Origin of the sequence: Streptomyces natalensis ATCC 27448, assembly GCF_000935125.1 — a bacterium.
GTDB lineage: Bacteria > Actinomycetota > Actinomycetes > Streptomycetales > Streptomycetaceae > Streptomyces > Streptomyces natalensis.
On the sequence record NZ_JRKI01000063.1, the window covers coordinates 225617 to 250814 of the forward strand.

General features: G+C 72.5%; 19 protein-coding genes. 10 read left to right on the forward strand and 9 right to left on the reverse strand.

Annotated elements, in window-relative coordinates; genetic code table 11:
* Nucleotides 1–10: 10 nt before the first annotated feature.
* Entirely contained in the window at nt 11–703 is a 693-nt protein-coding gene (locus SNA_RS37600; protein WP_030062854.1) for an ester cyclase, read from the reverse strand.
* 71 nt (nt 704–774) lie between these two features.
* Nucleotides 775–1809 (reverse strand): hydroxyacid dehydrogenase, encoded by a 1035-nt coding sequence (locus SNA_RS37605; RefSeq protein ID WP_044368816.1) that lies wholly within the window; start codon nt 1807–1809, stop codon nt 775–777.
* A 190-nt stretch (nt 1810–1999) separates the two neighbouring features.
* Here SNA_RS37605 and SNA_RS37610 point away from each other — a divergent pair, with 190 nt between their 5' ends.
* On the forward strand, nt 2000–3892 hold the full coding sequence (locus SNA_RS37610; RefSeq protein ID WP_078970477.1) for a DUF2264 domain-containing protein: 1893 nt from the start codon (nt 2000–2002) through the stop codon (nt 3890–3892).
* A 44-nt stretch (nt 3893–3936) separates the two neighbouring features.
* Here SNA_RS37610 and SNA_RS37615 read toward each other — a convergent pair whose 3' ends face one another.
* Both SNA_RS37615 and SNA_RS37620 read right to left on the reverse strand, forming a co-directional pair.
* A complete protein-coding gene (locus tag SNA_RS37615; RefSeq protein ID WP_030062850.1) occupies nt 3937–4710 on the reverse strand; it encodes an SDR family NAD(P)-dependent oxidoreductase in 774 nt (257 codons plus the stop codon).
* 211 nt (nt 4711–4921) lie between these two features.
* Nucleotides 4922–5617 (reverse strand): MOSC domain-containing protein, encoded by a 696-nt coding sequence (locus SNA_RS37620; RefSeq protein WP_044368819.1) that lies wholly within the window; start codon nt 5615–5617, stop codon nt 4922–4924.
* 463 nt (nt 5618–6080) lie between these two features.
* Here SNA_RS37620 and SNA_RS37625 point away from each other — a divergent pair, with 463 nt between their 5' ends.
* Complete coding sequence (locus tag SNA_RS37625) at nt 6081–6998, forward strand: LysR family transcriptional regulator (RefSeq protein WP_044368821.1); 918 nt, start codon at nt 6081–6083, stop codon at nt 6996–6998.
* A 277-nt stretch (nt 6999–7275) separates the two neighbouring features.
* Here SNA_RS37625 and SNA_RS37630 read toward each other — a convergent pair whose 3' ends face one another.
* A complete protein-coding gene (locus SNA_RS37630) occupies nt 7276–7617 on the reverse strand; it encodes a WhiB family transcriptional regulator (RefSeq protein ID WP_030062846.1) in 342 nt (113 codons plus the stop codon).
* A gap of 379 nt (nt 7618–7996) precedes the next feature.
* Between SNA_RS37630 and SNA_RS37635 the strand changes: the two genes are divergently transcribed.
* The 4 genes from SNA_RS37635 to SNA_RS37650 all read left to right on the forward strand — a co-directional run bounded on the left by SNA_RS37635 (nt 7997) and on the right by SNA_RS37650 (nt 12491).
* Complete coding sequence (locus tag SNA_RS37635) at nt 7997–8608, forward strand: response regulator transcription factor (protein WP_003948568.1); 612 nt, start codon at nt 7997–7999, stop codon at nt 8606–8608.
* A gap of 449 nt (nt 8609–9057) precedes the next feature.
* Entirely contained in the window at nt 9058–9633 is a 576-nt protein-coding gene (locus SNA_RS37640; RefSeq protein ID WP_030062845.1) for a sigma-70 family RNA polymerase sigma factor, read from the forward strand.
* 137 nt (nt 9634–9770) lie between these two features.
* Nucleotides 9771–11273, forward strand: coding sequence for an IMP dehydrogenase (guaB, locus tag SNA_RS37645; RefSeq protein ID WP_030062844.1), 1503 nt, complete (start codon nt 9771–9773; stop codon nt 11271–11273).
* Between the two features lie 93 nt (nt 11274–11366).
* Nucleotides 11367–12491: a GuaB3 family IMP dehydrogenase-related protein gene (locus tag SNA_RS37650; RefSeq protein ID WP_044368824.1), complete on the forward strand. Its 1125-nt coding sequence runs from the start codon at nt 11367–11369 to the stop codon at nt 12489–12491.
* Between the two features lie 99 nt (nt 12492–12590).
* Here the strand turns inward: SNA_RS37650 and SNA_RS37655 are convergent, their stop codons facing one another.
* Entirely contained in the window at nt 12591–13838 is a 1248-nt protein-coding gene (locus tag SNA_RS37655) for a nucleotide sugar dehydrogenase (RefSeq protein WP_044368826.1), read from the reverse strand.
* A 218-nt stretch (nt 13839–14056) separates the two neighbouring features.
* Here SNA_RS37655 and SNA_RS37660 point away from each other — a divergent pair, with 218 nt between their 5' ends.
* Nucleotides 14057–15763 carry a glycerol-3-phosphate dehydrogenase/oxidase gene (locus SNA_RS37660; protein WP_030062841.1) on the forward strand — a complete coding sequence of 569 codons (1707 nt, stop codon included), beginning with the start codon at nt 14057–14059 and terminating at the stop codon, nt 15761–15763.
* 35 nt (nt 15764–15798) lie between these two features.
* Here SNA_RS37660 and SNA_RS37665 read toward each other — a convergent pair whose 3' ends face one another.
* A complete protein-coding gene (locus SNA_RS37665; RefSeq protein ID WP_078970478.1) occupies nt 15799–17031 on the reverse strand; it encodes a serine hydrolase domain-containing protein in 1233 nt (410 codons plus the stop codon).
* Between the two features lie 530 nt (nt 17032–17561).
* On the opposite strand from SNA_RS37665, the gene SNA_RS37670 reads away from it, so the two are divergent.
* The 3 genes from SNA_RS37670 (at nt 17562) to SNA_RS37680 (ending at nt 23364) form a co-directional block, all read left to right on the forward strand.
* Nucleotides 17562–19826, forward strand: a complete 2265-nt coding sequence (locus tag SNA_RS37670; RefSeq protein ID WP_044368943.1) for a serine/threonine-protein kinase — start codon at nt 17562–17564, stop codon at nt 19824–19826.
* A 177-nt stretch (nt 19827–20003) separates the two neighbouring features.
* A complete protein-coding gene (locus SNA_RS37675) occupies nt 20004–22694 on the forward strand; it encodes a protein kinase (RefSeq protein WP_044368827.1) in 2691 nt (896 codons plus the stop codon).
* A 79-nt stretch (nt 22695–22773) separates the two neighbouring features.
* On the forward strand, nt 22774–23364 hold the full coding sequence (locus tag SNA_RS37680; RefSeq protein ID WP_078970479.1) for a MepB family protein: 591 nt from the start codon (nt 22774–22776) through the stop codon (nt 23362–23364).
* A gap of 80 nt (nt 23365–23444) precedes the next feature.
* Here the strand turns inward: SNA_RS37680 and SNA_RS37685 are convergent, their stop codons facing one another.
* Nucleotides 23445–24632, reverse strand: coding sequence for a winged helix DNA-binding domain-containing protein (locus SNA_RS37685; RefSeq protein ID WP_044368828.1), 1188 nt, complete (start codon nt 24630–24632; stop codon nt 23445–23447).
* Nucleotides 24629–24955 (reverse strand): hypothetical protein, encoded by a 327-nt coding sequence (locus SNA_RS45405; protein WP_030069528.1) that lies wholly within the window; start codon nt 24953–24955, stop codon nt 24629–24631. Before SNA_RS45405 ends, SNA_RS37685 begins: the two co-directional genes overlap by 4 nt.
* Nucleotides 24956–25198 lie beyond the last annotated feature (243 nt).

Here is a 25198-nt window from a genome sequence, read left to right on the forward strand (position 1 = left end):
GCGGGCCCGGTCAGATCACGCCCAGCTGCCGCATCAGGCCCATGGTGTCGTAGTGCCACCAGCCTTCCTGGATCTTTCCGTCGTGGAACCGGAAGGTCGTGGTCCCGGTCATGGTGCACTGCTTGCCGGTCGGCTGGACGCCCATGAACGCGCCCTTGTGCAGACCGGTCCAGGTCCACCGGGTGACGACATCGTCGCCCTGGGCGATCTGGTCGTCGAGGGTGAAGGTGAAGTCGAAGGCGGCGCGCCAGCGGGTGACGTCACCACGCATGACCTCGGAGCCGGTCACGGTGTCCTCTTCCTTCATGACGTCGTGGTCCCGGTAGTCGGGCGCGTACACCTGGTCGATGACGTCGAGATCGCCCGCGGCGCAGATCTCGTCGAAGACCCGGCGGGCGGTTGCGGCGTTCAACTGTTCATCCCGGACGACATCGAGATCGGTGAAGGACGGCATCCCGTCGCAGAGCGCCACCATCTCCTGGAAGAGCCGGTCGGTCTCCGGGAGGTGGGAGTTCTTCATCGCCTCCTCGTGCGAGGGGAATTCGACGATCTCGACGTAGTGCGACGCGTCGGTCCGGTCCTGCCCGACGACGCTGTGGGTGGCGGTCCGCTTGCCCTTGGTCTGCTCGACCCACTTGTCCATGAGGGTGTTCATGCCGTCGGGCCGCTCGGTCTTGTAGTCGATTATCTGTACGAATTTCATGGCGCCTCCCGGAGTGGGTGGGACACGTCCATTTTAGTGATGAACAGCCCTTTTCTATCGGTTTTTATTGATCAGGCCGAGCGATCCTGGGCCGTCGGATGCACCGGATCCGCGAACGGCAGACCGGCCGCGAACCGCGCCACCTCGTCCAGTGCCCAGTCGGCCAGGCGGTGAAGTTCGCCGCCCAGGGAGCCGGCGATATGCGGGGTGAGCAGGACGTTCGGGAGGTCGTACAACGGGGAGTCGGCAGGCGGGAGTTCGGGATCCGTGACATCAAGGACCGCGTGGAGACGCCCGGACAGCAGCTCAGGAAGCAGCGCCGTTTCATCGACCAGGGAGCCGCGGGCGGTATTGATCAACGTGGCACCGTCCGGCATCAAGGCCAGCTCACGCGCGCCGACCAGATGGTGGGTGGCGGGCAGCTGCGGAGCGTGCACGGTGACGATGGCGCTGTCGGCACAGAGGGTGTCGAGGGACACCGCCACCGCACCCAGCCGCTCGGCCTCGGCCGCGTCGACGTACGGATCGTGCAGCAGAACCCGCAGGTCGAACGGCCGCAGAAGCTCGATGAGACGCCGGCCGATGCGCGACGCGCCGACCACGCCGACGGTACGGCCGTAATTACCGACGCCGGCCATCTCCCGCTGCCAGTCGTACGGGGCGCGCGACGTGCGATAGCGGTGCGCGGCATACAGCACACGCTTGTTGGCGAACAGAATCGCGGCGAGGGCGTATTCGGCGACCGGCAGCGCATTGGCGGAAGCCGCCGACGCGACGGCGATACCGCGCTGCCAACAGGCGTCGGTGACGTGGTGTCTGACGGAACCGGCGGCGTGGACGACGGCCCGAAGCCGCGGCGCCGCGTCGAGCACGCCCTCGGTCAGGGGCGGCACACCCCAGCAGGTCAAAAGCACCTCGGCGTCGGCGAGCGCGACGGCGACCTCGGGGGTGGGGTGGGCGAGATCGTGCGCGACGAGACGGGGATCGGTACGGACGAGGGCCGTCAGGCGGGTGCGGTGACGGGTGGTCAGCAGCTGGTCGGCGATACCGGGGCCCATCGACAGCAGCAGTGTGGGCCGGGAGGGGATGTCGGTGGTCGGGTCCATGGCGCGAGTGTCGCCGTCGCTCGGGCTCGTGGGGAGGTAGCCCCGCCGACGTCCTTGCGCTGGGGAGCGGCCCGGCTCCCGCGTCGCTCCGAACCGGATGGCGCCTTGGCGGCCTGAACACCGCGGCGTTCGGTAGAAAGGGATGCGAAAGATACGACGGATGCAGCGGGTACACGTATATAGGTGGTAGATGGTGGTGGTGTGTCAGCCGGCCGTGCCGGCCCCCTTCCCCCTCCCGGCCGAGGACCGTCGCCGCAGCCCGTACACCGGCTGGACCCGCGCCCACTGGGAGACCACGGCCGACGCCCTGCTCCGTGCCGCTTTCCCGTACGCCTCCCCGCGGCACGCGCTGATCGTCCTCCCCGGCGCGCGCCCCAGCTGCTCCGGGACCCGCTCGGACGGCCTCGAAGGGTTCGCCCGCACGTTCCTCCTGGCCGCCCTCCGGATCGCCGGCAGCGACGGCCACGACCCGCACGGCTGTCTGCCCCGCTACGCCGAGGGTCTGACCGCGGGACCCCAAAACCCCACCGGTGAAGGGGAGTTGGGAGACAAGCGCCCCGACTCCTGGCCGTCCGTCCCCGCCATCCGCCAGGCCCGCGTGGAAGCCGCCTCGATCGCTCTGGGGCTCCGCCTCACCCGCCCCTGGCTCTGGGACACGCTCGACGAGCGGGCCCGTACCCGCCTGGCCGACTGGCTGCTGCCCGCGCTCACCCCGTCCCCCGTGGACAACAACTGGTGGCTCTTCGGCCTCACCGTCGCCGGCTTCCTCCAGGACGCGGACATCGAGCCGCTACGTGCCCAGGAGGCCATCGACCGCGCGCTGACCCGTATCGAGGACTGGTACCTGGGCGACGGCTGGTACTCCGACGGCGACAACCGCGCCTTCGACCACTACAACGCCTGGGCTCTGCACTTCTACCCCGTACTGCACGCCCACCTCGCCTCGGACGCGGGCCTGCTGGCCACGTACGGCGAGCGGCTGTGCGCCCATCTGGCCGACCACACCCGCCTCTTCGACGCCACCGGCGCGCCGCTGCCCTTCGGACGCTCCCTCACCTACCGTTTCGCCGCCACCGCCGCCCCCTGGCTGGGCGCCCTCACCGGCCACACCCCGCTCGCCCCGGGCGCCACCCGGCGCCTCGCCTCCGGGACGCTGCGCCATTTCCTCGACCGGGGCGCCATCGACGGCAACGGACTGCTGTCCCTGGGCTGGTACGGCCCCTACGCCCCCCTGCTCCAGAGCTACTCGGGCCCGGCGTCCCCCTACTGGGCGGCCAAGGGGTTCCTCGGCCTGCTCCTGCCCCCCGACCACCCGGCCTGGACGGACACCGAAGAACCCCTCCCCGCCGAAACGCAGGACACGGCCGAGCCCCTGGGCCCCACCGGCCTGCTCCTCCACTCCACCGCCTCCGACGGCCTGGTCCGCCTCCACAACCACGGCAGCAACTCGCCCCTCGCCGCCCACGATCCGTACTACTCCCGCTTCGCCTACTCCACCCGCACCGGCCCCACGGCCGATGACGCACCGGCCGACAACCACTTCGCCCTGCTCCTCGACGGCCGCCCCACCACCCGCGGCCCCGCCGCACCCCACGGCTCGGGCCCCGACTGGGCCGTCTCCGCGCAGACCCCCCACCGGGCCGACGGCACCGCGCTCCCCGGCATCCGGGTCCTGTCCGCCACCGCCGTCCACGGCCGCGCCGAAGTCCGCGCCCACCTGGTCACCGGCGCCCCACCCGGCACCCCCGTACGCCAGACCGGCTGGGCCACCACCCCCGACGGCCCCACCGCCCAGCTCCACCCCGCTCACGGCTACCGCGGACCGGCCGCTCAAACCCCCACCGGCAGCACCCCGTTCGGCCCCCGGACCCGAACGGCCGTCCTGGAGGGCTGCACCACACCAGACCCGCAGGGCACCCTCTTCGTCGCCCTGGCTTCCCTCACGGCCGACCCGGACCCCGCCCCCGTAAGCGAACTGGCCACCACGACCATCACGGGCACCACCCTCCACATCACCTGGCAGGACGGCACCAGCACCCACCTGCCCCTGAACCCCCCACCCACGGGAGGCGCCGGGCCGTAGCGGCGAAGCCGTGCGGGCCCGGCGCCGCGGCCCCGCGCGGCGCGCTAGCGCGGCCCGTACTTCCGCCCCGTCCGCGACGACAGCCCGCCCAGCACACCCCGGGGCGCCAGCTTCACCGCGCCCATCAGCGCCTTGTACCGCGGATCCGGAATCGACAGCGACTTCCCCCGCATCAGGTCCTTCATCGCCGCATCCACGAGCTTGTCCGCGTCCAGCCACATCCACCCGGGGATGTTGTCCGTCCCCATCCCGGCCCGCTGGTGGAACTCGGTCCGTACGAATCCCGGGCACAGCGCCATCAGCCGCACCCCGCTGCCCGCCAGATCCCGCGCCGCACCCTGGGTGAACTGCACCACCCACGCCTTGCTCGCCCCGTACGTACCCCGCGGCACGAACGCCGCCACCGACGCCACATTGACCACCGCGCCCCGCCGGCGCTCCCGCATCCCGCGCACCGCCGCCGAGGTCAGCCGCAGTACCGCCTCGCAGTGCACCTTGAGCATCTTCAGCTCGTCGGCCATCGGCACTTCCAGATACTCGCCCTTGTTGCCGAAGCCGGCGTTGTTCACCAGTACGTCCACCGGGTGCTTCGACTCCCCGAGCCGCGCCTCGATCGCGCCGATGCCCTCCTCGGTCGCCAGATCGGCGACCAGCACCTCCGCCTCGATGCCGTGCCGGTCGTGCAGTTCGGTGGCCTGCTCGCGCAGCCGCTTCTCATCGCGCGCCACCAGCACCACGTTGTGGCCGTCGCCCGCCAGCCGCCGGGCGAACGCCGCCCCGATGCCCGCCGTCGCTCCCGTGATCAATGCAGTCGTCATACGGGCACGCTATCGGCCCGGCTCGCCCGACCCCCACCCCGAACGGACCCGCAACTCCCCGCCCACCCCACCGGCTTCACCGATTGCCCCGCCCGGCCCCGCCCCGCCCCCTACGCGCGCTTCTCCACGGGCTTCGCCCCGTCCATCCGCCGCGTCCCGTTCGTCCGTGCCGCCTGCGTGTGCCCCGCCCGTGCCACCCGCGGCTGCGGCCCTATGCCCGCGCCGCCTGTGCCCCCTCCGGCCGCGCCCCCTCCGGCCGCGCCAGCTGCTTCTCCGCCTTGGCGCGCGCCTCCGGGTGCAGTGCCGCCCCCGCCTCCAGCAGCCGCGGCAGCAGCTCCGGCCGGGTCGTCAGGGCCTGGAACATCAGCGCGACGGTCACCCCGTGACCGGGCCGGTGCACCACCTCGACGGCGTCCCCGGTGCGGATCTCGCCCGCCTCCAGGACCCGCAGATACGCGCCGGGCGCCGCGGCCCGGGTGAACCGTTTGATCCAGCCGTGTTCGCCCAGCCACTCCTGGAACAGCCGGCACGGGATACGCGGCGAGGTCACCTCCAGCAGCAGCCGCGGTCCCACCCGCCAGCGCTCGCCGATCAGGGCGCCGCTGATCTCGACGCCCCGGGTGGTGAGGTTCTCGCCGAAGGTCCCGTTGGGCAGCTCGCGGCCCAGTTCCCGTTCCCAGCCGTCCAGATCCTCGCGGGCGTAGGCGTAGACGGCCTGGTCGTTCCCGCCGTGGTGGCGCGTGTCGAGCACCGCATCGCCCGCGAGCCCGCTCGCCCCGATGCCCTTCGGCCCCGGGGCGGTCACCGCCACCGGGCCGTCGGCCGGTCGTTTGTCGATCCCCGTACAGCCGGTTGACGTATGCGCGGCGGGCAAGGGGCGCCCCAGATTCACCGTGAGCAGCTGCATGTCGTGCTCCTTACGCCGCTGCATGCTCATCTTTGCCACGCTAAGCGCTGACGCTTCGGAAGGCTCCCGCGGTGCGCCATCCGAAGCCCCGATGGAAGCGCGAACCGAAGCACGGACCGAAGCGCCGGCGGTGGTGCGCGCCGGGGAGCCGTCGCACGCGCCGTGCCGATCGCCGCCGGAGCCGCCGCCCGATGCGCATGCGCCGCCCCCTTCGCAGCCCGCCTCGCCGGACCAACCACCGTCCGACCGGCCGGCCGTAGCGCCGTCCGAGCCGCCACCCCGTCCCCGCGCACCACCGCCCGCCAGCCGCCATCCCACGGACAGCGCCCCAAGTCCCAGCCGCGCACAGCCCAGACACCCGGAAGCCGCCCCCGTTCCCTTCACCGGGCCTTTCACCGGACTTCTCCTCAAAGACTGCGTCCAATTTCTCATCATCTATCCAAGATTCGCTTATGCTGGTCCCATGATCGAGGCCCGCCATCTCCGCGTCCTGCGCGCCGTGGCCCACACCGGCTCCTTCTCCGCCGCGGCCCGCGAGCTCGGCTGCACCCAGCCCGCCGTCAGCCAGCAGATGAAGGCCCTGGAGCAGGCCGCCGGCACCCCGCTCCTGATCCGTACGGGCCGCGAGACCCGGCTGACGCAGGCGGGCGAGGCCCTCGTACGGCACGCCGCCGGCATCCTGGCGGGGCTGACCGCCGCCGAGGAGGAGGTCGCGGCCATCGCGGGCCTGCGCGCGGGCCGGGTGCGGCTGGTGTCGTTCCCGTCCGGCAGTTCGACGCTGGTGCCGACCGCGCTCGCCAAGATGCGGGCCGCGCACCCCGGCACCAGGGTTTCGCTGGTCGAGGCCGAACCGCCCCGCTCGATCGAGATGCTGCGCAACGGCGACTGCGAGATCGCGCTGGCCTTCCGCTACCCGGAGGTGCGCGGCGCGGATCCGGCGGCCGGGGCGGAGTGGGACGACCTGGTGGTCCGGCCGATCCTCAAGGACCGGCTGACGGGGCTGGTCCCGGACGGCCACCGGCTGGCCGGTGCGGCGTCGGCGTGCTTCGCCGATCTGGCCGGCGAGCCGTGGATCGCGGGCTGTCCGCGCTGCCGCCGGCATCTGGTGGAGGTCTGCGAAAGCGCCGGCTTCACGCCCCGTATCGACTTTGCGACGGACGACTATCCCGCGGTGATCGGCCTGGTCGGCGCGGGCCTGGGCGTTGCGGCGCTGCCCGAGCTGACGCTGGCGTCGGTACGTCCCAAGGGGGCCACCACGCTGCGGATGGAGCCGGCCGTGCACCGGGAGATCGTCGCGCTCACCCTGCCGGATCTGGCACGGGTCCCGGCGGTCGCGGCGATGCTCGACCAGCTGGCGGACGCCGCGGGGCACGGGCGCTGACGGGAGCGGACGGGCGCCGTCGGGCCGGTGGGGGAGCGGCACGGCGGGGCGAGCGGGCGTCGGCAGCCGCGCCGTCCGGGAGCGCGCAGGCGCAAGAAAGAGTCCGGGCCGGGTCTCAGGCCCGGGTATCGGATCCGCCATGGGCTCGGCCGTCGGGTCCGGGCGTCACGCCCGGGACGTCATACCTGTGCGGGAATTCTCTCTGCGGGAGTGTCTCTGTTCTGCGGGAGCGTCTCTGTGCAGGAACGTTTCGTCGTCATGGGTGCGCCGCGGACGGTCAGCCGCCGTTCACGTCGCTCATACCGCCCGGGCCGGTCATGGAGGTCGCGGGGATCAGCCGGTGCCGGGCCCGGCCCATGAGCTCCTCGCGTTCGTCCTCGGTCAGTCCGCCCCAGACCCCGTAGGGCTCGCGGACCGCCAGGGCATGCGCCGCACATTCGGCCCGCACCGGGCAGCGCATGCACACCTCCTTCGCCGATGTCTCACGCGCGCTGCGGGCCGCTCCGCGCTCGCCTTCCGGGTGGAAGAAGAGCGAACTGTCCACGCCGCGGCAGGCGGCGAGGAGCTGCCAGTCCCAGAGGTCTGCGTTCGGGCCCGGGAGGCGGGAGAAATCTGCCATTGCTTGTCCCCTCGAAGCGATGCTGATTCGGGCTCGGTGCTCAGAACGTACATCTACCGTCTAAGTAGATGTAAATATGACTCATTGCGAATCTAGTCGCAGACTCCTCAAAAATGGAAGCAAGAGAGCCAAATAGGGCATAGGGTGCACGCGCGGATGCCGGTCGCCCCTGATGCCGTCTGCGTATCCGGCTCCTTACGGAGCGTGCTGAATACGGTCAGCGAAGCCGTAACTCTTTCGAGTGACCGTCGTTGAGTGTGCGGAGGCGATTGGCAGAGGTAGCCGTCGGGCAGATGTCCGAGGGCCGTCAATCGCACAGGTGACGATACGTACCAGCCTGGAGGCTCAAGGTGACGCGCATCAGCTGCGGAGGGCGGTCATGACATCCGTCCTCGTCTGCGACGACTCCCCGCTTGCCCGAGAGGCGCTCCGACGGGCGGTTGCGACCGTGCCCGGCGTCGAGCGTGTGACGACCGCGGCCAACGGCGAGGAAGTCCTCCGCCGCTGGGGCGCCGATCGCTCGGACCTGATTCTGATGGACGTACGGATGCCCGGACTCGGCGGTGTCGAGACCGTGCGCCGGCTGCTGTCCGCCGACCCCGGCGCCCGGATCATCATGCTCACGGTGGCCGAGGATCTCGACGGTGTCGCGCTCGCGGTCGCCGCCGGTGCCCGCGGCTATCTGCACAAGGACGCCTCGCGCGCCGAGCTGCGGGCGACGGTGACCCAGGCGCTGGCCGACCCCACCTGGCGGCTCGCCCCGCGCCGGCTGCGGTCCGCCGAGATGGGTGCCGCGCCCACGCTGACGGCGCGCGAGATCCAGGTCCTGGAAGGAATGAGCCACGGCCGCTCCAACGCCGAGATCGGCCGCGAGCTGTTCCTCTCGGAGGACACGGTCAAGACCCACGCCCGGCGCCTGTTCAAGAAGCTCGGCGCCTCGGACCGCGCCCATGCGGTGGCGCTGGGATTCCGCTGGGGACTGGTGCGCTGAACCCGCGGTCGCGCCGACACCGCGGCGGTGACGCGGCGGTGACGTAGTGAACGTGACGTACGGCTCTGCCGTACTGATCTGACGTAGTGATCTGCTGTGCAAACGGGGTTACGGCACTCACCCACTGACCGGGTGGCGACCGTCGTAACCCCGCCGCGTCGACGCCCGGCGCCGAAAGCTCACGGGATGCCGCATCCTTGAGGTGTGACTCCTCCCCGGCGGAGGCCGGGGCTTCTCACTCGGCCAGAAGAGACCTCATGACGGACAAGCCTTGCCCGGCGCCGTACGGCACGCAGCCAAGCTACCGGCGGGGGCTCGCGGTCGGTATGGGTACAACCCGAACGGGGGAGGCGTGGAACGTGAGTGCTAGCACGACGGCTCGTAACGGTTCGGGGCACAACGACGGGGGTGCTGCCACTGATCGTCCGGCCCCAAGGCACCATGGACCGATGCGCGATGACGGGAATCAGGGGATCGGCGATCTCGTCGCACGCGCCGTCGAGGGTGACCAGCGGGCCACCCACGACCTTCTCGCCCATGTGCATCCGCTCGCGCTGCGCTACTGCCGTACCCGGCTCTCGCGGCTGCCGGGGGACGCCCGGCACTTCGTCGAGGACCTCGCCCAGGAAGTCTGTGTCGCGGTTCTGTGCGCGCTGCCGCGCTACCGCGACACCGGAAAGCCCTTCGAGGCGTTCGTCTTCGCCATCGCCGCGCACAAGGTCGCCGATCTCCAGCGGGCCGCGATGCGGCATCCCGGCAGTACGGCCGTGCCCTCCGACGAGATGCCCGAGCAGCCCGACGATTCGCTGGGCCCCGAGGAGCGGGCGCTGCTGAGCAGCGATGCCGAGTGGGCCAAGAAACTGCTGGCCAACCTGCCGGAGAACCAGCGCGAGCTGGTCCTGCTGCGGGTCGCCGTCGGGCTCACCGCCGAGGAGACCGGGCAGATGCTGGGGATGTCGCCCGGTGCCGTACGCGTCGCCCAGCACCGCGCCCTGAGCCGGCTGCGGGCGCTGGCCGAGCAGTAACCCGGCCCCGGTCCTCGGCGCGATACCGCCGTAGAAATCCACAAGTGATGAGCCCCTCATCCACCGTGGAATCGGACACTCCTCCAGGCCGTTAGCATGGGAGTCCGCGCTGAGGCAAGAGCATTGGGGAAGGTGTCATGAGTGACAACGTCGAGGGTATGCCCGCCAAATTCGCCATGCTCGGGCTGACATACGACGATGTCCTGCTGCTGCCCGGCGCATCGGAGGTGCTGCCGAACGCGGTCAACACCGCCTCCCGGGTCTCGCGGAACGTCACGGTCAACATCCCGCTGCTGTCGGCGGCCATGGACAAGGTCACCGAGGCGCGGATGGCCATCGCCATGGCGCGGCAGGGCGGCGCGGGCGTCCTGCACCGCAACCTGTCCATCGAGGACCAGGCCAACCAGGTCGACCTGGTCAAGCGCTCCGAGTCCGGCATGGTCACCGACCCGATCACGGTCCGCCCCGACGCCACGCTCGCCGAGGCCGACGCGCTGTGCGCCAAGTTCCGCATCAGCGGCGTCCCGGTGACGGACGCGGCCGGCAAGCTGCTGGGCATCGTCACCAACCGCGATATGGCCTTCGAGATGGACCGCGGCCGTCAGGTCCGCGAGGTCATGACGCCGATGCCGCTGGTCACCGGCAAGGTCGGGATCTCCGGCGACGCCGCCATCGAGCTGCTGCGCCGCCACAAGATCGAGAAGCTGCCGCTGGTCGACGGCAACGGCGTGCTCAAGGGCCTGATCACCGTCAAGGACTTCGTCAAGGCCGAGAAGTACCCCCACGCCGCCAAGGACGCCGAGGGCCGGCTGGTCGTCGGCGCCGCGGTGGGCGTCGGCGATGCGGCGTACGACCGGGCGCAGGCGCTGGTCGAGGCCGGTGCGGACTTCCTCGTCATCGACAGCGCGCACGGCCACAGCCGCGGCATCCTCGACATGATCTCCAAGGTCAAGTCCAACATCACCGTCGATGTCGTCGGCGGCAACGTCGCCACCCGCGACGGCGCGCAGGCGCTGATCGACGCCGGTGTGGACGGCGTCAAGGTCGGCGTGGGCCCCGGCTCGATCTGCACCACCCGCGTGGTCGCCGGCATCGGCGTGCCGCAGGTGACGGCGATCTACGAGGCCGCGCAGGCGTGCGGCGACGCGGGCGTCCCGCTGATCGGCGACGGCGGCCTCCAGTTCTCCGGCGACATCGCCAAGGCCATCGCGGCCGGCGCGGACACCGTCATGCTGGGCTCGCTGCTGGCCGGCTGCGAGGAGTCGCCCGGCGAGATGGTCTTCATCAACGGCAAGCAGTTCAAGTCGTACCGCGGTATGGGCTCGCTGGGCGCGATGCAGTCCCGCGGCCAGGCGCGTTCCTTCTCCAAGGACCGCTACTTCCAGGACAACGTGCTGTCCGAGGACAAGCTCGTCCCCGAGGGCATCGAGGGCCAGGTGCCCTACCGCGGCCCGCTGGCCTCGGTCGCCCATCAGCTCGTCGGCGGCCTGCGCGCCTCCATGGGGTACGTCGGCTCGGCCGACATCCCGGAGCTGAAGGAGAAGGGCCGCTTCGTCCGCATCACCAGCGCGGGCCTCAAGGAGAGCCACCCGCACGACGTCCAGATGATCACCGAGGCGCCGAACTACGCCCGGGGCTGACACCGGGATTTTCCAGGACCCGCGACCGGACGGTCGCGGGTCCTGCCGCGTCAGGGATACTGGGGGCGTATTCCGTAGGAAGGGCCAAACACAGTGACTGAGATCGAGATCGGACGCGGCAAGCGCGGCCGCCGGGCATACGGCTTCGACGACATCGCCGTCGTACCGTCTCGCCGCACCCGCGACCCGAAGGAGGTCTCGATCGCCTGGCAGATCGATGCCTACCGCTTCGAGCTGCCGTTCCTGGCGGCTCCCATGGACTCGGTGGTCTCCCCGCAGACCGCCATCCGCATCGGTGAACTGGGCGGCCTGGGCGTCCTCAACCTTGAGGGCCTGTGGACCCGCTATGAGGACCCCGAGCCGCTGCTCGCGGAGATCGCGGAGCTGGACGGCGCGGCGGCCACCAAGCGGCTCCAGGAGATCTACGCCGCGCCGATCAAGGAAGAGCTGATCGGGCAGCGGATCAAGGAGGTGCGCGACTCCGGCGTCGTCACCGCCGCCGCGCTCTCCCCGCAGCGCACCGCCCAGTTCTCCAAGGCGGTCGTGGACGCGGGCGTCGACATCTTCGTGATCCGGGGTACGACGGTCTCCGCGGAGCACGTCTCCTCCGCCGCCGAGCCGCTGAACCTCAAGCAGTTCATCTACGAGCTGGACGTCCCGGTCATCGTCGGCGGCTGTGCCACCTACACCGCGGCCCTGCACCTGATGCGTACCGGCGCGGCCGGTGTGCTGGTCGGCTTCGGCGGCGGTGCCGCGCACACCACCCGTAACGTCCTGGGCATCCAGGTCCCGATGGCGACCGCCGTGGCCGATGTCGCGGCCGCGCGCCGCGACTACATGGACGAGTCCGGCGGCCGCTACGTCCACGTCATCGCCGACGGCGGCGTGGGCTGGTCCGGCGACCTGCCCAAGGCCATCGCGTGCGGCGCCGACGCGGTGATGATGGGCTCCCCGCTGGCCCGTGCGACGGACGCGCCGGGCCGCGGCCACCACTGGGGCATGGAGGCCGTCCACGAGGACGTCCCGCGTGGCAAGCGCATGGACCTCGGCGCGGTCGGCACCACCGAGGAGATCCTCTGCGGTCCCTCGACCACGCCCGACGGCTCGATGAACTTCTTCGGCGCCCTGCGCCGGGCGATGGCCACCACCGGCTACTCCGAACTGAAGGAGTTCCAGCGGGTGGAGGTCACGGTGGCGCCTTCGCAGCACAAGCGCTGAGGGCGGCTCCCGTAGGGGGCCGTTCGACGGGGAGAGCCCGGACCGCTCAGGCGGTCCGGGCTCTCGCCTTTGCCCGGCGGTCGGCCGAGGGCATCCGCGTCACAGCCGGTGCGCCGCCCCCGTAGGCGTGGCCCCCCGCGTGTCCAGCAGCAGTTGGGCCTTCACGGCCAGGCCCTGGAGGTCGTAGGTGCGGTGGGGCTGGAGGAGGACCGTCAGGTCGGCGGCGGCTGCGGCCTCGTAGAGGGAGTCGGCTCGGGGGACGGGGCGGTCGAGGAGCCGCCACTGGGGGACGTAGGGGTCGTGGTACGTGAGGTGGGCGCCCAGTTCTCGTAGGCGGGAGCCGATCTCGCGGGCCGGGGAGGCCGCCTGGTCGCCGATGTCGGGCTTGTAGGTGACGCCGAGGAGCAGGATGCGGGCGCCGCGGGCGGATTTGCCGTGTTCGTTCAGGAGGGTGGCGCAGCGTTGGATGACATAGCCCGGCATCCGGCCGTTGACCTCCTGGGCGAGTTCGACCATGCGCAGCGGATGGCCCGGTGAACGCCCCTTGTGGGAAAGGTGGTGGGGGTCGATCGGGGTGGCGTGCCCGCCGACGCCCGGTCCGGGGCGGAAGGTCTGGAAGCCGAACGGTTTGGTCTCGGCGCAGCGGATGACGTCCCACAGGTCGACGCCGATGTCATGGCAGAAGACCGCCATCTCGTTCATCAGGGCGATGTTGACGTGCCGGTAGTTGGTCTCCAGCAGTTTGGACGTCTCGGCCTCGCGGGGGCCGCGGGCCCGTACGACCTTGTCGGTGATCCGGCCGTAGAAGGCCGCGGCGGCCTCGGTGCAGGCGGGGGTGAGGCCGCCGATGACCTTGGGGGTGTTGCGGTAGCGGTGGATGCGGTTGCCGGGGTCGTGGCGGCTGGGGGAGCAGGCGAGGTGGAAGTCGCGGCCGGCGGTCAGGCCGGAGCCCTCTTCGAGGAGGGGGCGCAGGAAATCCTCGGTGGTGCCCGGGTAGGCGGCCGATTCCAGGATGACGGTGGTGTGCGGGCGCAGCCGCGCGGCGAGGGTGCGGGCCGCGTCCGCGATGCCCGTCAGGTCCAGCGCGCGGTCCGCGCCGAGCGGGGTGGCCGCGCAGATCACGGCCGTACGGACCTTGCCGAGGGCGGCGGGGTCGGCGGTGGTGCAAAAGCCGGCCGCGAGGAGCCGGCGGATCTCGGTGGCGGACAGGGGTCCGTCGGCGCCCGAGGGAGTGGCGGCGTGCGGATCGGGGTCGTAGCCGAGGGTGCTGATGCCGGCGGCGGTGGCGGCTTGGGCGAGGGGGAGGCCGAGGTGGCCGAGTCCGATGACGGCGAGGTCCGCGGGCATGTCTGCTGCCGTCCTTCCCGAGCGACTGCGAATAACGCATAAGTAGACTAAGCCGACATTTGACCCAGAATAGGGATTGGTGGATCAAGGGGGCGGGGTGTTGCCGTAACGGGCGGAGCGGGGATACCGGCAGGGAGCACCTGTCCACGCATCGCCGCCACGGCGAACGGCGGGCAGGGCACCGATCACGCAGGCACCGATCACAGCGGGAGGCACTGGTGAAGACAGCGACACTGGGACCGGCGCAGCGTGCCGAGGCGCTCGCTCGAATGGCGGAGCGGGAGCTGGACATCCTGGTCGTCGGCGCGGGGGTCGTCGGCGCGGGGACGGCACTGGACGCGGCGACCCGCGGCCTGGCCACCGGACTGGTCGAGGCGCGCGACTGGGCCTCGGGCACCTCCAGCCGCTCCAGCAAGCTCATCCACGGCGGCCTGCGCTATCTGGAGATGCTGGACTTCGCCCTCGTACGGGAGGCGCTCAAGGAACGGGGGCTGCTGCTCCAGCGGCTGGCGCCCCATCTGGTCAAGCCCGTGCCGTTTCTCTACCCGTTGCAGCACCGCGGCTGGGAGCGCTGGTACGCGGGCTCCGGCGTCGCCCTCTATGACGCCATGTCGGTCTCCTCCGGCCACGGCCGCGGGCTGCCCGTCCACCGTCATCTGTCCCACAAACGGGCCCTGCGCGTGGCGCCCTGCCTCAAGAGCGATGCGCTGGTGGGCGCGCTCCAGTACTACGACGCCCAGATGGACGACGCCCGCTATGTGGCGACGCTCGTGCGCACCGCCTCCGCGTACGGCGCGCACTGCGCCAACCGGGCGCGGGTGGTGGGCTTTCTGCGCGAGGGCGAACGGGTGGTCGGCGCGCGGGTGGAGGACGTCGAGACGGGCCGCACCTACGCCGTCCGGGCGCGGCAGATCGTCAACGCCACCGGGGTGTGGACCGATGACACCCAGGCGCTGATCGGTGAGCGCGGACAGTTCCACGTCCGCGCCTCGAAGGGAATTCACCTGGTCGTCCCCAAGGACCGGATCCACTCCACCACCGGACTGATCCTCCGTACGGAAAAGAGCGTCCTGTTCGTCATCCCCTGGGGACGGCACTGGATCATCGGGACGACGGACACCGACTGGGACCTCGACAAGGCGCATCCCGCGGCCTCCAGCGCCGATATCGACTATCTGCTGGAACACGTCAACTCCGTGCTGGCCATACCGCTGACCAGGGACGATGTGGAAGGCGTCTACGCCGGGCTGCGGCCGCTGCTGGCCGGGGAGTCGGACGCCACCAGCAAGCTGTCGCGCGAGCACACCGTGGCGCACCCGGTGCCGGGGCTGGTCGTGGTGGCGGGCGGCAAGTACACGACGTACCGGGTGATGGCCAAGGACGCCGTCGACGAGGCGGTGCACGGCCTCGACCAGCGGGTGGCGGAGTGCGTCACGGAGGACGTCCCGCTGGCGGGCGCGGAGGGCTACCGGGCGCTGTGGAACGCCCGCGCCCGGATCGCGGCCCGCACCGGCCTCCATGTCGCCCGGATCGAGCACCTCTTGAACCGCTACGGCGCGCTCGCCGAGGAGGTACTGGAACTGGTGGTGGCCGACCCCTCGCTGGGCGAACCGCTGGCCGCCGCGGACGACTACCTGCGCGCCGAGGCCGTCTACGCCTGCACCCATGAGGGCGCCCGGCATCTGGACGACGTCCTCACCCGCCGCACCCGCATCTCCATCGAGACCTTCGACCGCGGCACCCGCAGCGCCCGCGAGGTCGCCGAGCTGATGGCTCCCGCGCTGGGCTGGGACGGCGCCCAGATCGAGAAGGAGATCGCGCACTACGAGAAGCGGGTCGAGGCGGAGCGCGAATCGCAGCGGCAGCCGGACGATCTGACGGCGGATGCGGCGCGGCTGGGGGCGCCGGACATCGTGCCGTTGTGAGGGCGGGGCGCGGCGCGGTGCGACCCCGAAGCCCCCTAAGCGTCCGCCCGGCAGAACTCCGCCTCCAGCAGGGCCGTCCCGTGCGCCGGGCGGGCCAGGGAGTCGGTGTTGACGCGGTAGCTGACCAGATGGCGTCCGTCGGCGGTGCCCGCGGTTTCGGCGAAGGAGCCGTTGATGTCGCCGTTGTGGCCCCAGACGGTGACGCCGCAGGGGAGCCTGGTCGCGTACAGCCCGAGGCCGTAGGTGCCGCCGGTGCCCTGCTCGTCGCGCATCTCGGCCATCTGGCGCGGCGCCAGGAACTTGCCGCTGAGCAGGGCGGCGAAGAAGCGGTTCAGATCGTCGAGGGTGGTGACCATCTCGCCCGCCGCACCCGCCAGGCTCGGGTCGAGGAAGGTGCTGTCCACCTCCCGGCCGCCGATCCGCGAGTAGGCCCGGCCGTGCGGCCGCGGCAGCGCCGGGTCGTGGCCGGGGAAGGAGGTGCCGCTGAGCCCGGCGGGCAGGAGGATGCGCCGGCGGATTTCCGTGGCGTACGAGTGGCCGGTGACGCCCCGGATGATCAGCCCGAGCACCAGGTAGTTGGTGTTGGCGTACGAGTACCGGGCACCCGGTGCCGCCACCGGACGGTGCCGTAGTGCGAGGCGCAGCAGCTGGACGGGGGTGTGGGTGTCGTAGCGGTGGACGCCGAAGCCCGTGCCGCGCATCTGCCGGGCGAACCGCGGGTCTTGGGTGTAGTTGAACAAACCACTCGTATGGTCGAGCAGCTGGCGGATGGTCACCTTCCGCAGATCGCTGTGCCCGCCCGGTGCGCGGTGCGGGGTCCCGGGCGGCAGGTGGGCGCTCGCGGGGTCGTCCAGGGACAGTTTCCGCTCGGCGACGAGTTGCAGGACCACCGTCGCGACCAGAGTCTTGGTGAGACTGCCGGCCCGGAAGTGGTCGAAGCGGTCCATCGGGCGGCCGCTGCGCAGATCGGCGACGCCGGAGGTGGAGAACCGCGAGGCCCAGAACCGGCCGTCGCGGGTGATGAGGGAGGCGGCGCCCGGCGCCCCGTCGTGCACCAGGCCGCGCAGCGCAGGCACCGTCGTGGCGGGCGGCTGACGCACCGTCGCGGGCGGGGCGGAGCGGGCGTGCATCCGTCCGGCACACCCCGTCAGGAACGGCACCAGGACGGCCAGTGCGGCGATCCAGGCGAGCGCGGCGTACACGGGGGACGTGGTGGTCAGGGCGGTCGGTGCGGTCGGTGCGGCTCGGTGGGGCGAGCGCCTCGTCATGCGGGACTCCCGTTCGTCGGAGCCATCATGGCGCGTGCGCGTCGCCCCCCGGAAAAGGAACGGAACCCGAACCGTGAGCGATCGGTGAGCGATATGTGAGTGCTCCAAAGGCGCTGCGGAACGATCCGGATGCGCCATGGAATCGATCCGAAAACGCCTCGCGAGCAGGGCGAACACCGGACCGGGTGCCGGTTCCGGCGCCGGTCCGGACGGCGCTCACGACGCGCGCCCGGGAAACGGCCGGGGAACGGCCTGGGGGAGGCCGCGGGCAACGGGCCGGGCAATGCGTCGGTCAAGGTGTCGGGGACCAGCCGGGGGAACCGGCCGCGAAACCGGCCGGGGAACACGGCCGGGCACCCACCCGGGCCTTCCCCATGGCCGCGGATGAGGGAGAATGAAGGCTCCGCCAGGGTGGGTTGTCCGAGTTGGGGCAGTTTGACGATCGACGGAGGCCGGCGTGGCGCCGGATCCGGGTCGCGGTGTCAACTCGGCCGGATTGCAGAGGGGTTTCCGTGGGCGACGAGGTCGAGATGGACGGCAAGGAGGGCAGGCTGCTCGCCGGCCGGTACCGGCTCGCCGATGTTCTCGGCCGGGGCGGCATGGGCACCGTCTGGCGGGCCCGCGACGAGGTCCTCGGCCGTACGGTGGCGGTCAAGGAACTGCGCTTCCCCGGCGGGGTCGAGGAGGACGAGAAGCGCCGCCTGATCACCCGTACGCTGCGCGAGGCCAAGGCGATCGCCCGGATCCGCAACAACGGCGCGGTGACGGTCTATGACGTCGTCGACGAGGACGACCGGCCGTGGATCGTGATGGAGCTGGTCGAGGGCCGCTCCCTGGCCGAGCTCGTCCGCGACGACGGCCCGCTCGCCCCGCGCCGCGCCGCCGAGGTGGGCCTGGCGATCCTCGACGTGCTGCGCGCCGCGCACAGCGAGGGCATCCTGCACCGCGATGTGAAGCCGTCCAACGTCCTGATGTCCGACGACGGCCGCGTCGTCCTCACCGACTTCGGCATCGCCCAGGTCGAGGGCGACCCCTCCGTGACCTCCACCGGCATGCTCGTCGGCGCGCCCTCGTACATCTCCCCGGAGCGGGCCCGCGGCCACAAGCCCGGCCCGCCCGCCGACATGTGGTCGCTGGGCGGCCTGCTGTACGCCTGCGTCGAGGGCCATCCGCCGTACGACAAGGGCTCGGCGATCGCCACGCTGACGGCGGTGATGACCGAGCCGGTCGAGCCGCCCAAGAGCGCCGGTGCGCTGGAGGACGTCATCTACGGCCTGCTGGTCAAGGACCCGGCGGGACGGCTCGACGACGCGGCCGCGCGGGCGCTGCTGCTGGAGGTCGTGCACGGCCCCACGGAGACCGAGCCGCCGGCGGATGCGACGCGGGCGATGGCGCTGCCGACGGTCCCGGGGGAGCGGACGGCCAAGCCCAGGGCGACGAAGCCGAAGGCACCGGCCAAGCAGAGCGCCAAGACCGCGGCGAAGGCCGCGCCGAAGGCCAAGGAGACGCGCAAGCCGAAGGAGAAGCCCGGGGGAGGGGCTGGGGCTGCGGCCGGAACCGGGGTCGCCGGGAAGTCGGGTGCCGCCGCCAAGAAGGCTGCCGCGGGATCGGGCTCGGCTGCGGGGTCGCCTTCGACCTCCTCCCCGTCCTCTTCCCCGTCCTCTTCCCCGTCCTCTTCCTCGGCATCCGGTTCCGGCTCGGCCGCCTCGTCGGAGAAGTCCGCGGCCCGCCCCGGTAACAAGCCCGCGGACCGGACCGTCCCCCATGGCCACAAGGGCATGGGAGGTACTCCCACGCCCGCCGGACCCGGCAGTACGGACGCATCCGACACCGCGTCCGCCTCCGGCACCCGTACCGCGGCCGCCGACCGTAACGCGGCCCGCTCCGGTTTCGACGCCGATGCCGCCAAGGAGCGGGTGCGCGGCGCGCTCCGGTCCGTCCGCAACGCCGCCGCCGCGGCCCGCAGCGAGTCCAGACCCGGTGACGGGGGCCGACCCGTTCCGCGTGCCTCGGTGACCGACGTCGTACCGCGGCGCACGCTGATCATCGCGGCCGTGGTCGTCGCCCTGCTGATCCTCGGCACGATCCTGGCCCTCGCGCTCAGCGGAAGCGATACGGCCAACGGCGCCGACGCCACCAAGAACGGCAAGGCACGCCACACCGCCCGCCTGAAGGACGCCAAGGGCACGCCGGATGCCTCCACGGGCGATCCGGGGGACGAACAGTCCGGCCAGTCGGGAGGACAGTCGCCGGGCACCGGCGCGGGCGACGGCAAGGGCGGCGACCAGGGCGGTGCCGACGACGGCGGCAAGGACGGTGGCAAGAGCGGCAAGGCCCTGCCGGCCGGCTTCGCGCCCGTCTCCAACGGCCGTTTCCACTTCACCGCCGCGATGCCGAAGGGCTTCACACAGACCGGCACCGCGGGCGAGGGCTCCGGCGCCATATACAGCTCCGGCGGCGGATTCCCGCGCATCCAGATCGACTACAACGCCAAGCCGGGCGCTGATGCGGCGGCCTCATGGCGCGATCTGGAGCGGGCCGTGAGCCGCTCCACCCCCGGCTACCACCTCCTCGGCATCAAGACCGTCGAGTGGCGGGGCTATCCGACCGTCGCGGACTGGTCGTTCACCTACGAGAAGGACGGCCAGAAGCTGCGCGTGCTCGACCGCGGCTTCCGGGCGGACGACCAGCACGGCTACGCGATCATGATCACGTGCAGGGCCGACGCCTGGTCGGACAAGGAGTGCCGACAGCTGCGCGACACGGCGTTCCGGACCTTCGCGGTGAAGGACTGACGCACGCGGCGCGGGAGGCCGGGTGGTGTCCGTCGGCGCCGACCCGGTCAGGTGCCGATGTGTCATGTGCCGACACGGTGCGGGGCCGGTGTCAGTCCCGCCCCGTATCGTGAGACACACCAGAACGGTCCGTACGCATGAACGCCGTACGCCTGAGCGCGCTGTTGGGGAGGCGTCGTGGACGAGTACGCGGGAAGAGTGCTCGCCGAGCGCTACCGCCTGCCGCTGCGGCCCCCGGGTGAGGACGACGTCGCCGAGACCCGCGCCTTCGACACCTACAGCGGGCAGGAGGTGCTGCTGCGTCAGGTGCCGCTGCCGGAGGTCGTGGAGGCGGAGTTCCTCGGCGGCCCCGAGGCGTCCACCGGTGCCGGTGCGCCCAGGGGGACGGGCGGGGGCACGGGGACGGCCGACCGCAGCCCCCGCGATCCCGTCGTACGCCGCGCCCTCGACGCCGCGACCGCGGCCGCGCGGCTGCCCGACCACCCCCTCCTCGACCAGGTCTTCGACGTCTTCGCGCAGGACGGCGGCCTGTGGATCGTCGGCGAACTCATCCGCGCCCGCCCGCTGTCCGCGCTGCTCGCCGACCGACCGCTGAGCCCGCATCGCGCCGCGGAGATCGCCGCCGACGTCCTCACCGCCCTGCGCGCCCTGCACGCCCACGGCTGGCTGCACCGCAACATCACCGCCCGTACGGTCCTGGTCTGCGACGACGGGCGGGCCGTCCTGACGGGCCTGGCGGTGGGCGCGGCCCAGGAGGCGCTGTGCGGGTACGAGGTCATCCCGGGCGACGGTGCGCCTGACAGTGACACCCCCGAGGGCCCCGCCGCGGCGCGCCCCGAACCGGCCGATCTGCCCGCGCCGCGCCGGGCGCCGCACGCGGAGGGCGGCGTTGGTGCCGAGCCGGGGGGCGAGCCCGGGGACGGGCCCGTTGCCGAGGCCGGGGACGAGCGCGGTGGCGAGCCCGGCGTGCGGCTCACCAAGGCCGCGCCGACGGGGCTGGCCGCCGAGCGCGCGGGGCAGACGCGGCTCCAGATCGTCGGCCCGGTCACGGAACGGTGGGCACCGGAGCAGACGGGGTGGATCGACGGGCGGGCGGAACGGGTTGACGGGCGGGAGGAATGGGCCGGGGACGCGCATGACAGGGGTGGCTGGTCTGCGGGCGACTGGTCTGCGGGCGACTGGCGCGAGGGCGACTGGCGCGAGGCGGAGGAACCCGAGGCCGAGGAACCCGAGGCGGAGGAACCCGAGGCCGAGGAGCGGCTGACGGACGTCCCTCAGCCTCGCCTCCCGGGCTCCCACCTCCCGGGCGCCCGCCTTCCTGAATCCCATCTTCCTGACTCCCACTTCCCTGACTCCCGCCTCCCGGATCAGCAATCCCCGGACGCCTCCCCCTCGGGTCCCTACCCCTCGGGCCCTCAACTTGCCCACAAGCATGACCAGTTGGGGAGCATCGGCACCACCCCCGGCCCCGCCACCGACCTCTGGGCGGTCGGCGCCCTCCTCTTCCGCTCCGTGCAGGGCCGCGCCCCCTTCCCCGAGGAGAGTGCCGCCGAGCTGGCCCGGCTGGTCCGTTCGCGGCCCCCTGCCCCGGCCCCCGCCGACGTCTGCGGTGAGGACCTGCCGCTGCTGATCGCCGAGCTCCTCCGCCGGGACCCCGCCCGGCGCCCCGGTATCGAGGAGCTGCGCGACCGGCTGCGCGCGCTGATCCGTACGGCACCGGAGCCGGAGATCGGCCGCCGCCTGGTCACCGTTCCGGCTCTGGAGCGGGGCGGCGACCCGCGGCGGCTGCCGATCGTGCGGCGCCGCGGCGAGCTGGTCCGCCGGGGCCGGCGCAAGAAGGACCGTCCCCGCCAGGAGCAGCAGCAGCCGTGGCGTCCGCAGACGGGCCGGCCCGCCGCGCCGCCGCAGGCCGCCCCCGTACCCCGCCCGCGCCCGCCCCGTCCCCCGAAGCAGGAAAAGCCGTCGAAGCCGCCGCGCCGGCCGGCCATGGCCAAGCCGCCGCGATCTGCCCGGAGTTCGGGTCCGCCGTCGTTGCGGGGCGATCTTTACGAGGACCAGCAGTTGCTCGTCCAGGTGGGCATGGAGACGTCCGCCCGGCAGTCGCGTTCGGCCTGGGACGAGGACGACGCCCGGCCCCCGGGTGGCCGCGGTCCGCGCCATCTCGGCCGCCTGCTGCTCGCCCTGGTCCTGTTTCTGCTGGTGGGCGCCTTCGCCTATGCCATGGTCTTCCTCCCCAAGGCGGGCGAGGAGGCCAGGGGCGGGCCGGGCGGTTCGCAGAGTACGGGTGTCTCGGGCGCGGCATCCGGCGGCACCCGGGCCCCCACCGACGGTCAGGGCACCAGCCAGGGGCAGGACCAGGGCCAGGACGGCGGTCCGGGCGGCACCCAGGCCCCCCAGCCCACCCCGCCCCCGCCCGCCGCCCCGGGCTACACGCTCCGCAACGACCCCGAGGGCTTCCAGGTGGCGGTCCGCCAGGGCGCGCAGCGCCGTGCCAAGAACGCCCAGGGCCAGGTCCGTTACCTGGACGGCGACTACGAGCTGCTGATCGTGCCGGGCCGCGACACCACCGCCCACTTCGGCGCGGATCCCATGGCCTACCAGCTCGACAAGGAGGGCGAGCTGACCCCGTCCCGTGCCTCGGGCTGGTCCTCGTCCTCCGGTCTGCGCCGTGTCGACGTCGGCAAGACGGCCATGGCCGAGGGCACCTTCACCTGGAGCGACTCCAGCGGCCGCAAGGTCTACGTCCGCAACCTCGCCATGATCCACAACGGCCGCTACCACCTGGTCCTGGTCATCGGCCCCGACACCGACCGCCGCGAGGTGGACCGCCGCTACGAACAGGCGACGAGCACCTACGACCCGCGGTGATGTGCGCACCACGGATGGGCCCTCGCACCCCAGGTGTCCCGCCCGCCCCGAGCGACCCGTGGGGTGACACGATGCCCGTATGACGAGAGAAGCCGGGAACACCGCGCAGGACCGGGCCCAGGACCGGACCCGGACGGCCGCCGACTTCACCACCTGGCCGTCCGCGGCCCCGGTGCACGACGAACTGCTGGCGGCGAAGACCTCGGTGTACGACCCGGCCGGGTTGCGCTGTTCGCAGCCGGTGCCCGAGGCGGAGAGCGCCGAGTACGCGGCGCACTCCTTCACCGTGGACGGGCGGGAGGTCCGGTTCCGGGCGGCGAAGACCACGCCGACGAAGACCGGCCAGTTCGTCACGGTGTGGAAGCGCCGCGACGGCGGGCCGATCGAGCCGTACGGCATCGAGGACCCCGTCGACCTGTTCGTCATCAGCACGCGCGAGGGGGAGCACGTCGGGCAGTTCGTCTTCCCGTGCGAGGTGCTGGCGGCCCGGGACATCGTCTCGCGCAACGGTTCCGGCGGAAAGCGGGGCATTCGCGTCTACCCGCCGTGGGCGATGACCACCAGCCGCCAGGCCCGCGCCACGCAGAAGTGGCAGGTCGAGCACTTCCTGCCGGTCCCCGCCCCCGCCCCCGCCGACCCAGCCCACACGCGACGGCTCTACCGCGCCTAGGGGGCGCCGGGCCACGCCCAGCCCGAGAGACGCCCGGCCTGCGCCATCCCGTACCGCGCCCCCACGCCCCCACGGCAGGGCTACCGGCTCAACTCCCGCTCCAACGGCGTCCGGAAGCGGGGCGTGACCCGTACGTCCCGTACCCACCCCGCCAGCCGCGCCGCCTCGGTCTCCACCGCCGCCGCGGCTTCCCGTCCGCCCTCGTCCGACAGCAGCCGCCAGGCGATCTCGCCGTCCGGGCGCTGGGCCCAGCCGCCGATGATCCGGCCGTTCCACCACACCGTCGGGCCGATGTTGCCGCTGCGGTCGAAGAGGCGGGGCACATGACCGGGGTCGAGGTACCAGTCGCGGGACTTCCAGCCCATGGCCGTCGGGTCGAGTGCGGGCAGCAGGGCGGCCCAGGGGTCGGGCGCGGCGACGGGGGCGAGGTCGTCGGGGAGGGCCAGCCCGGGGCGGCCGTCCTCCAAGGTCACCTCGACGGCATCGGTGGCGGCCACCGCCCGCCGGGTGTCGGTCAGCGTCCAGCCCGTCCACCACTTGAGGTCCTCGACGGTCGCCGGCCCGTACGCGGCGAGCCAGCGGCGGGCGAGTGCGGCGCGGGCCTCGGCGGGGGGCGGGGCGGGCAGTTCGGCGAACGGAGTGCCGGGGATCCAGCGGAAGGAACTGCTGGTCCAGCCCCCGCGCGGCCGCCCCCGCCGGATCTTCCCCTCGGCCGCCAGCACCCGCAGGATCCGGCTGGAGACGGCGACCGTGGCCTCGTACGGCTTGCCGGGGGACTGCACGATGGTGTCGCGCAGATCGGGCACGTCGACGGCGAGATCCGCCGCGGCCGCCTGCCCCCGGGCGGCCAGGGCGGTAAGCGTCTTCGCCTCCACCTCCGCCAGCCGCCGCTCGTCCCAGCCGGGCAGGCCACCGATGACCCACCGCGTCATATCGCGCCGCTCCTTGGCGGCGATGGCCCCCGCCGTGGACGAGGCCACCACCGGCGCGAACGCGGCACCGACCGCGAAGAGCGTACGGCGCATGCACAGCAGACGCACCAGCGAGTGGTCGTCGTAGAGCGCCCGCTCGACCTCCGCGGGATCCGGCACGACCAGCCGCGCACAGGCCGCCAGATGCACGGTTGCCGCATCGGTCGCATGCAGCCCGACGACCGCCTCGGCAACGTCTTCGGCCCGGGCCGCTCGGCACCCGGGCGCCAACAAATGCCGCCGCCCTAGGCGCGCTCGGCGGCCGGCGGTGTCGATCTGGGGGCGGGAGGGGCTCATGGGACGACCGTACGGGGACGGTAGGACGGGCGCCGTCCTACACGCTGAGGCTGTCCGCACCGCCCCCGCACCGCTCCCGAACCGCCCCCGAACCGCCCCCGCAGCTCCCCCATCAGCACCTTGCCCGGCGTCGCCCCGCGCGGCAGCGCCTCCACCGCCTCCGGCCGTTCGGGCAGCTTGTGTGGCGCCGGCCCCTGGCCGCGCAGATACGCGGCGGCCTCGGGGAGGTTCAACTCCCGTGCTCCCGGCGGCTGTTCGGCGACCGCGCGGACCAGCTCGCCCCGCTCCCGGTGCGGCAGGCCGATGACGGCCGTGTCGGTCACGTCCGGGTGGCTGTGAAGGAGGGACTCCAGCGTCCCGCTCCGCCCTCCGCCGCAGCGCCCCGAAGGTGATCCGCCGCTCGTCCCGCGCGGACTCGGCGCCCTGGATGAGCGCGGGGGCGTCGGGAGTACGGGCGGCGCGCCGGGCGACCAGGTCCCGGAGGGTGGTGGTGTCGGGCATGGGGGGCCGGACCTCCTCGGCCGATGCAGGTGGAAGGGGCGCGAGGGGCGCGAGGGGCGCGAGGG

Coding starts and splice junctions, on each gene's coding strand:
- SNA_RS37600 (WP_030062854.1), bottom strand. CDS start 703: ATGAAATTCGTACAGATAATCGACTACAAGACCGAGCGGCCCGACGGC.
- SNA_RS37605 (WP_044368816.1), bottom strand. CDS start 1,809: ATGGACCCGACCACCGACATCCCCTCCCGGCCCACACTGCTGCTGTCG.
- SNA_RS37610 (WP_078970477.1), top strand. CDS start 2,000: ATGGTGGTGGTGTGTCAGCCGGCCGTGCCGGCCCCCTTCCCCCTCCCG.
- SNA_RS37615 (WP_030062850.1), bottom strand. CDS start 4,710: ATGACGACTGCATTGATCACGGGAGCGACGGCGGGCATCGGGGCGGCG.
- SNA_RS37620 (WP_044368819.1), bottom strand. CDS start 5,617: ATGCAGCTGCTCACGGTGAATCTGGGGCGCCCCTTGCCCGCCGCGCAT.
- SNA_RS37625 (WP_044368821.1), top strand. CDS start 6,081: ATGATCGAGGCCCGCCATCTCCGCGTCCTGCGCGCCGTGGCCCACACC.
- SNA_RS37630 (WP_030062846.1), bottom strand. CDS start 7,617: ATGGCAGATTTCTCCCGCCTCCCGGGCCCGAACGCAGACCTCTGGGAC.
- SNA_RS37635 (WP_003948568.1), top strand. CDS start 7,997: ATGACATCCGTCCTCGTCTGCGACGACTCCCCGCTTGCCCGAGAGGCG.
- SNA_RS37640 (WP_030062845.1), top strand. CDS start 9,058: ATGCGCGATGACGGGAATCAGGGGATCGGCGATCTCGTCGCACGCGCC.
- guaB (WP_030062844.1), top strand. CDS start 9,771: ATGAGTGACAACGTCGAGGGTATGCCCGCCAAATTCGCCATGCTCGGG.
- SNA_RS37655 (WP_044368826.1), bottom strand. CDS start 13,838: ATGCCCGCGGACCTCGCCGTCATCGGACTCGGCCACCTCGGCCTCCCC.
- SNA_RS37665 (WP_078970478.1), bottom strand. CDS start 17,031: ATGACGAGGCGCTCGCCCCACCGAGCCGCACCGACCGCACCGACCGCC.
- SNA_RS37670 (WP_044368943.1), top strand. CDS start 17,562: ATGGACGGCAAGGAGGGCAGGCTGCTCGCCGGCCGGTACCGGCTCGCC.
- SNA_RS37680 (WP_078970479.1), top strand. CDS start 22,774: ATGACGAGAGAAGCCGGGAACACCGCGCAGGACCGGGCCCAGGACCGG.
- SNA_RS37685 (WP_044368828.1), bottom strand. CDS start 24,632: ATGAGCCCCTCCCGCCCCCAGATCGACACCGCCGGCCGCCGAGCGCGC.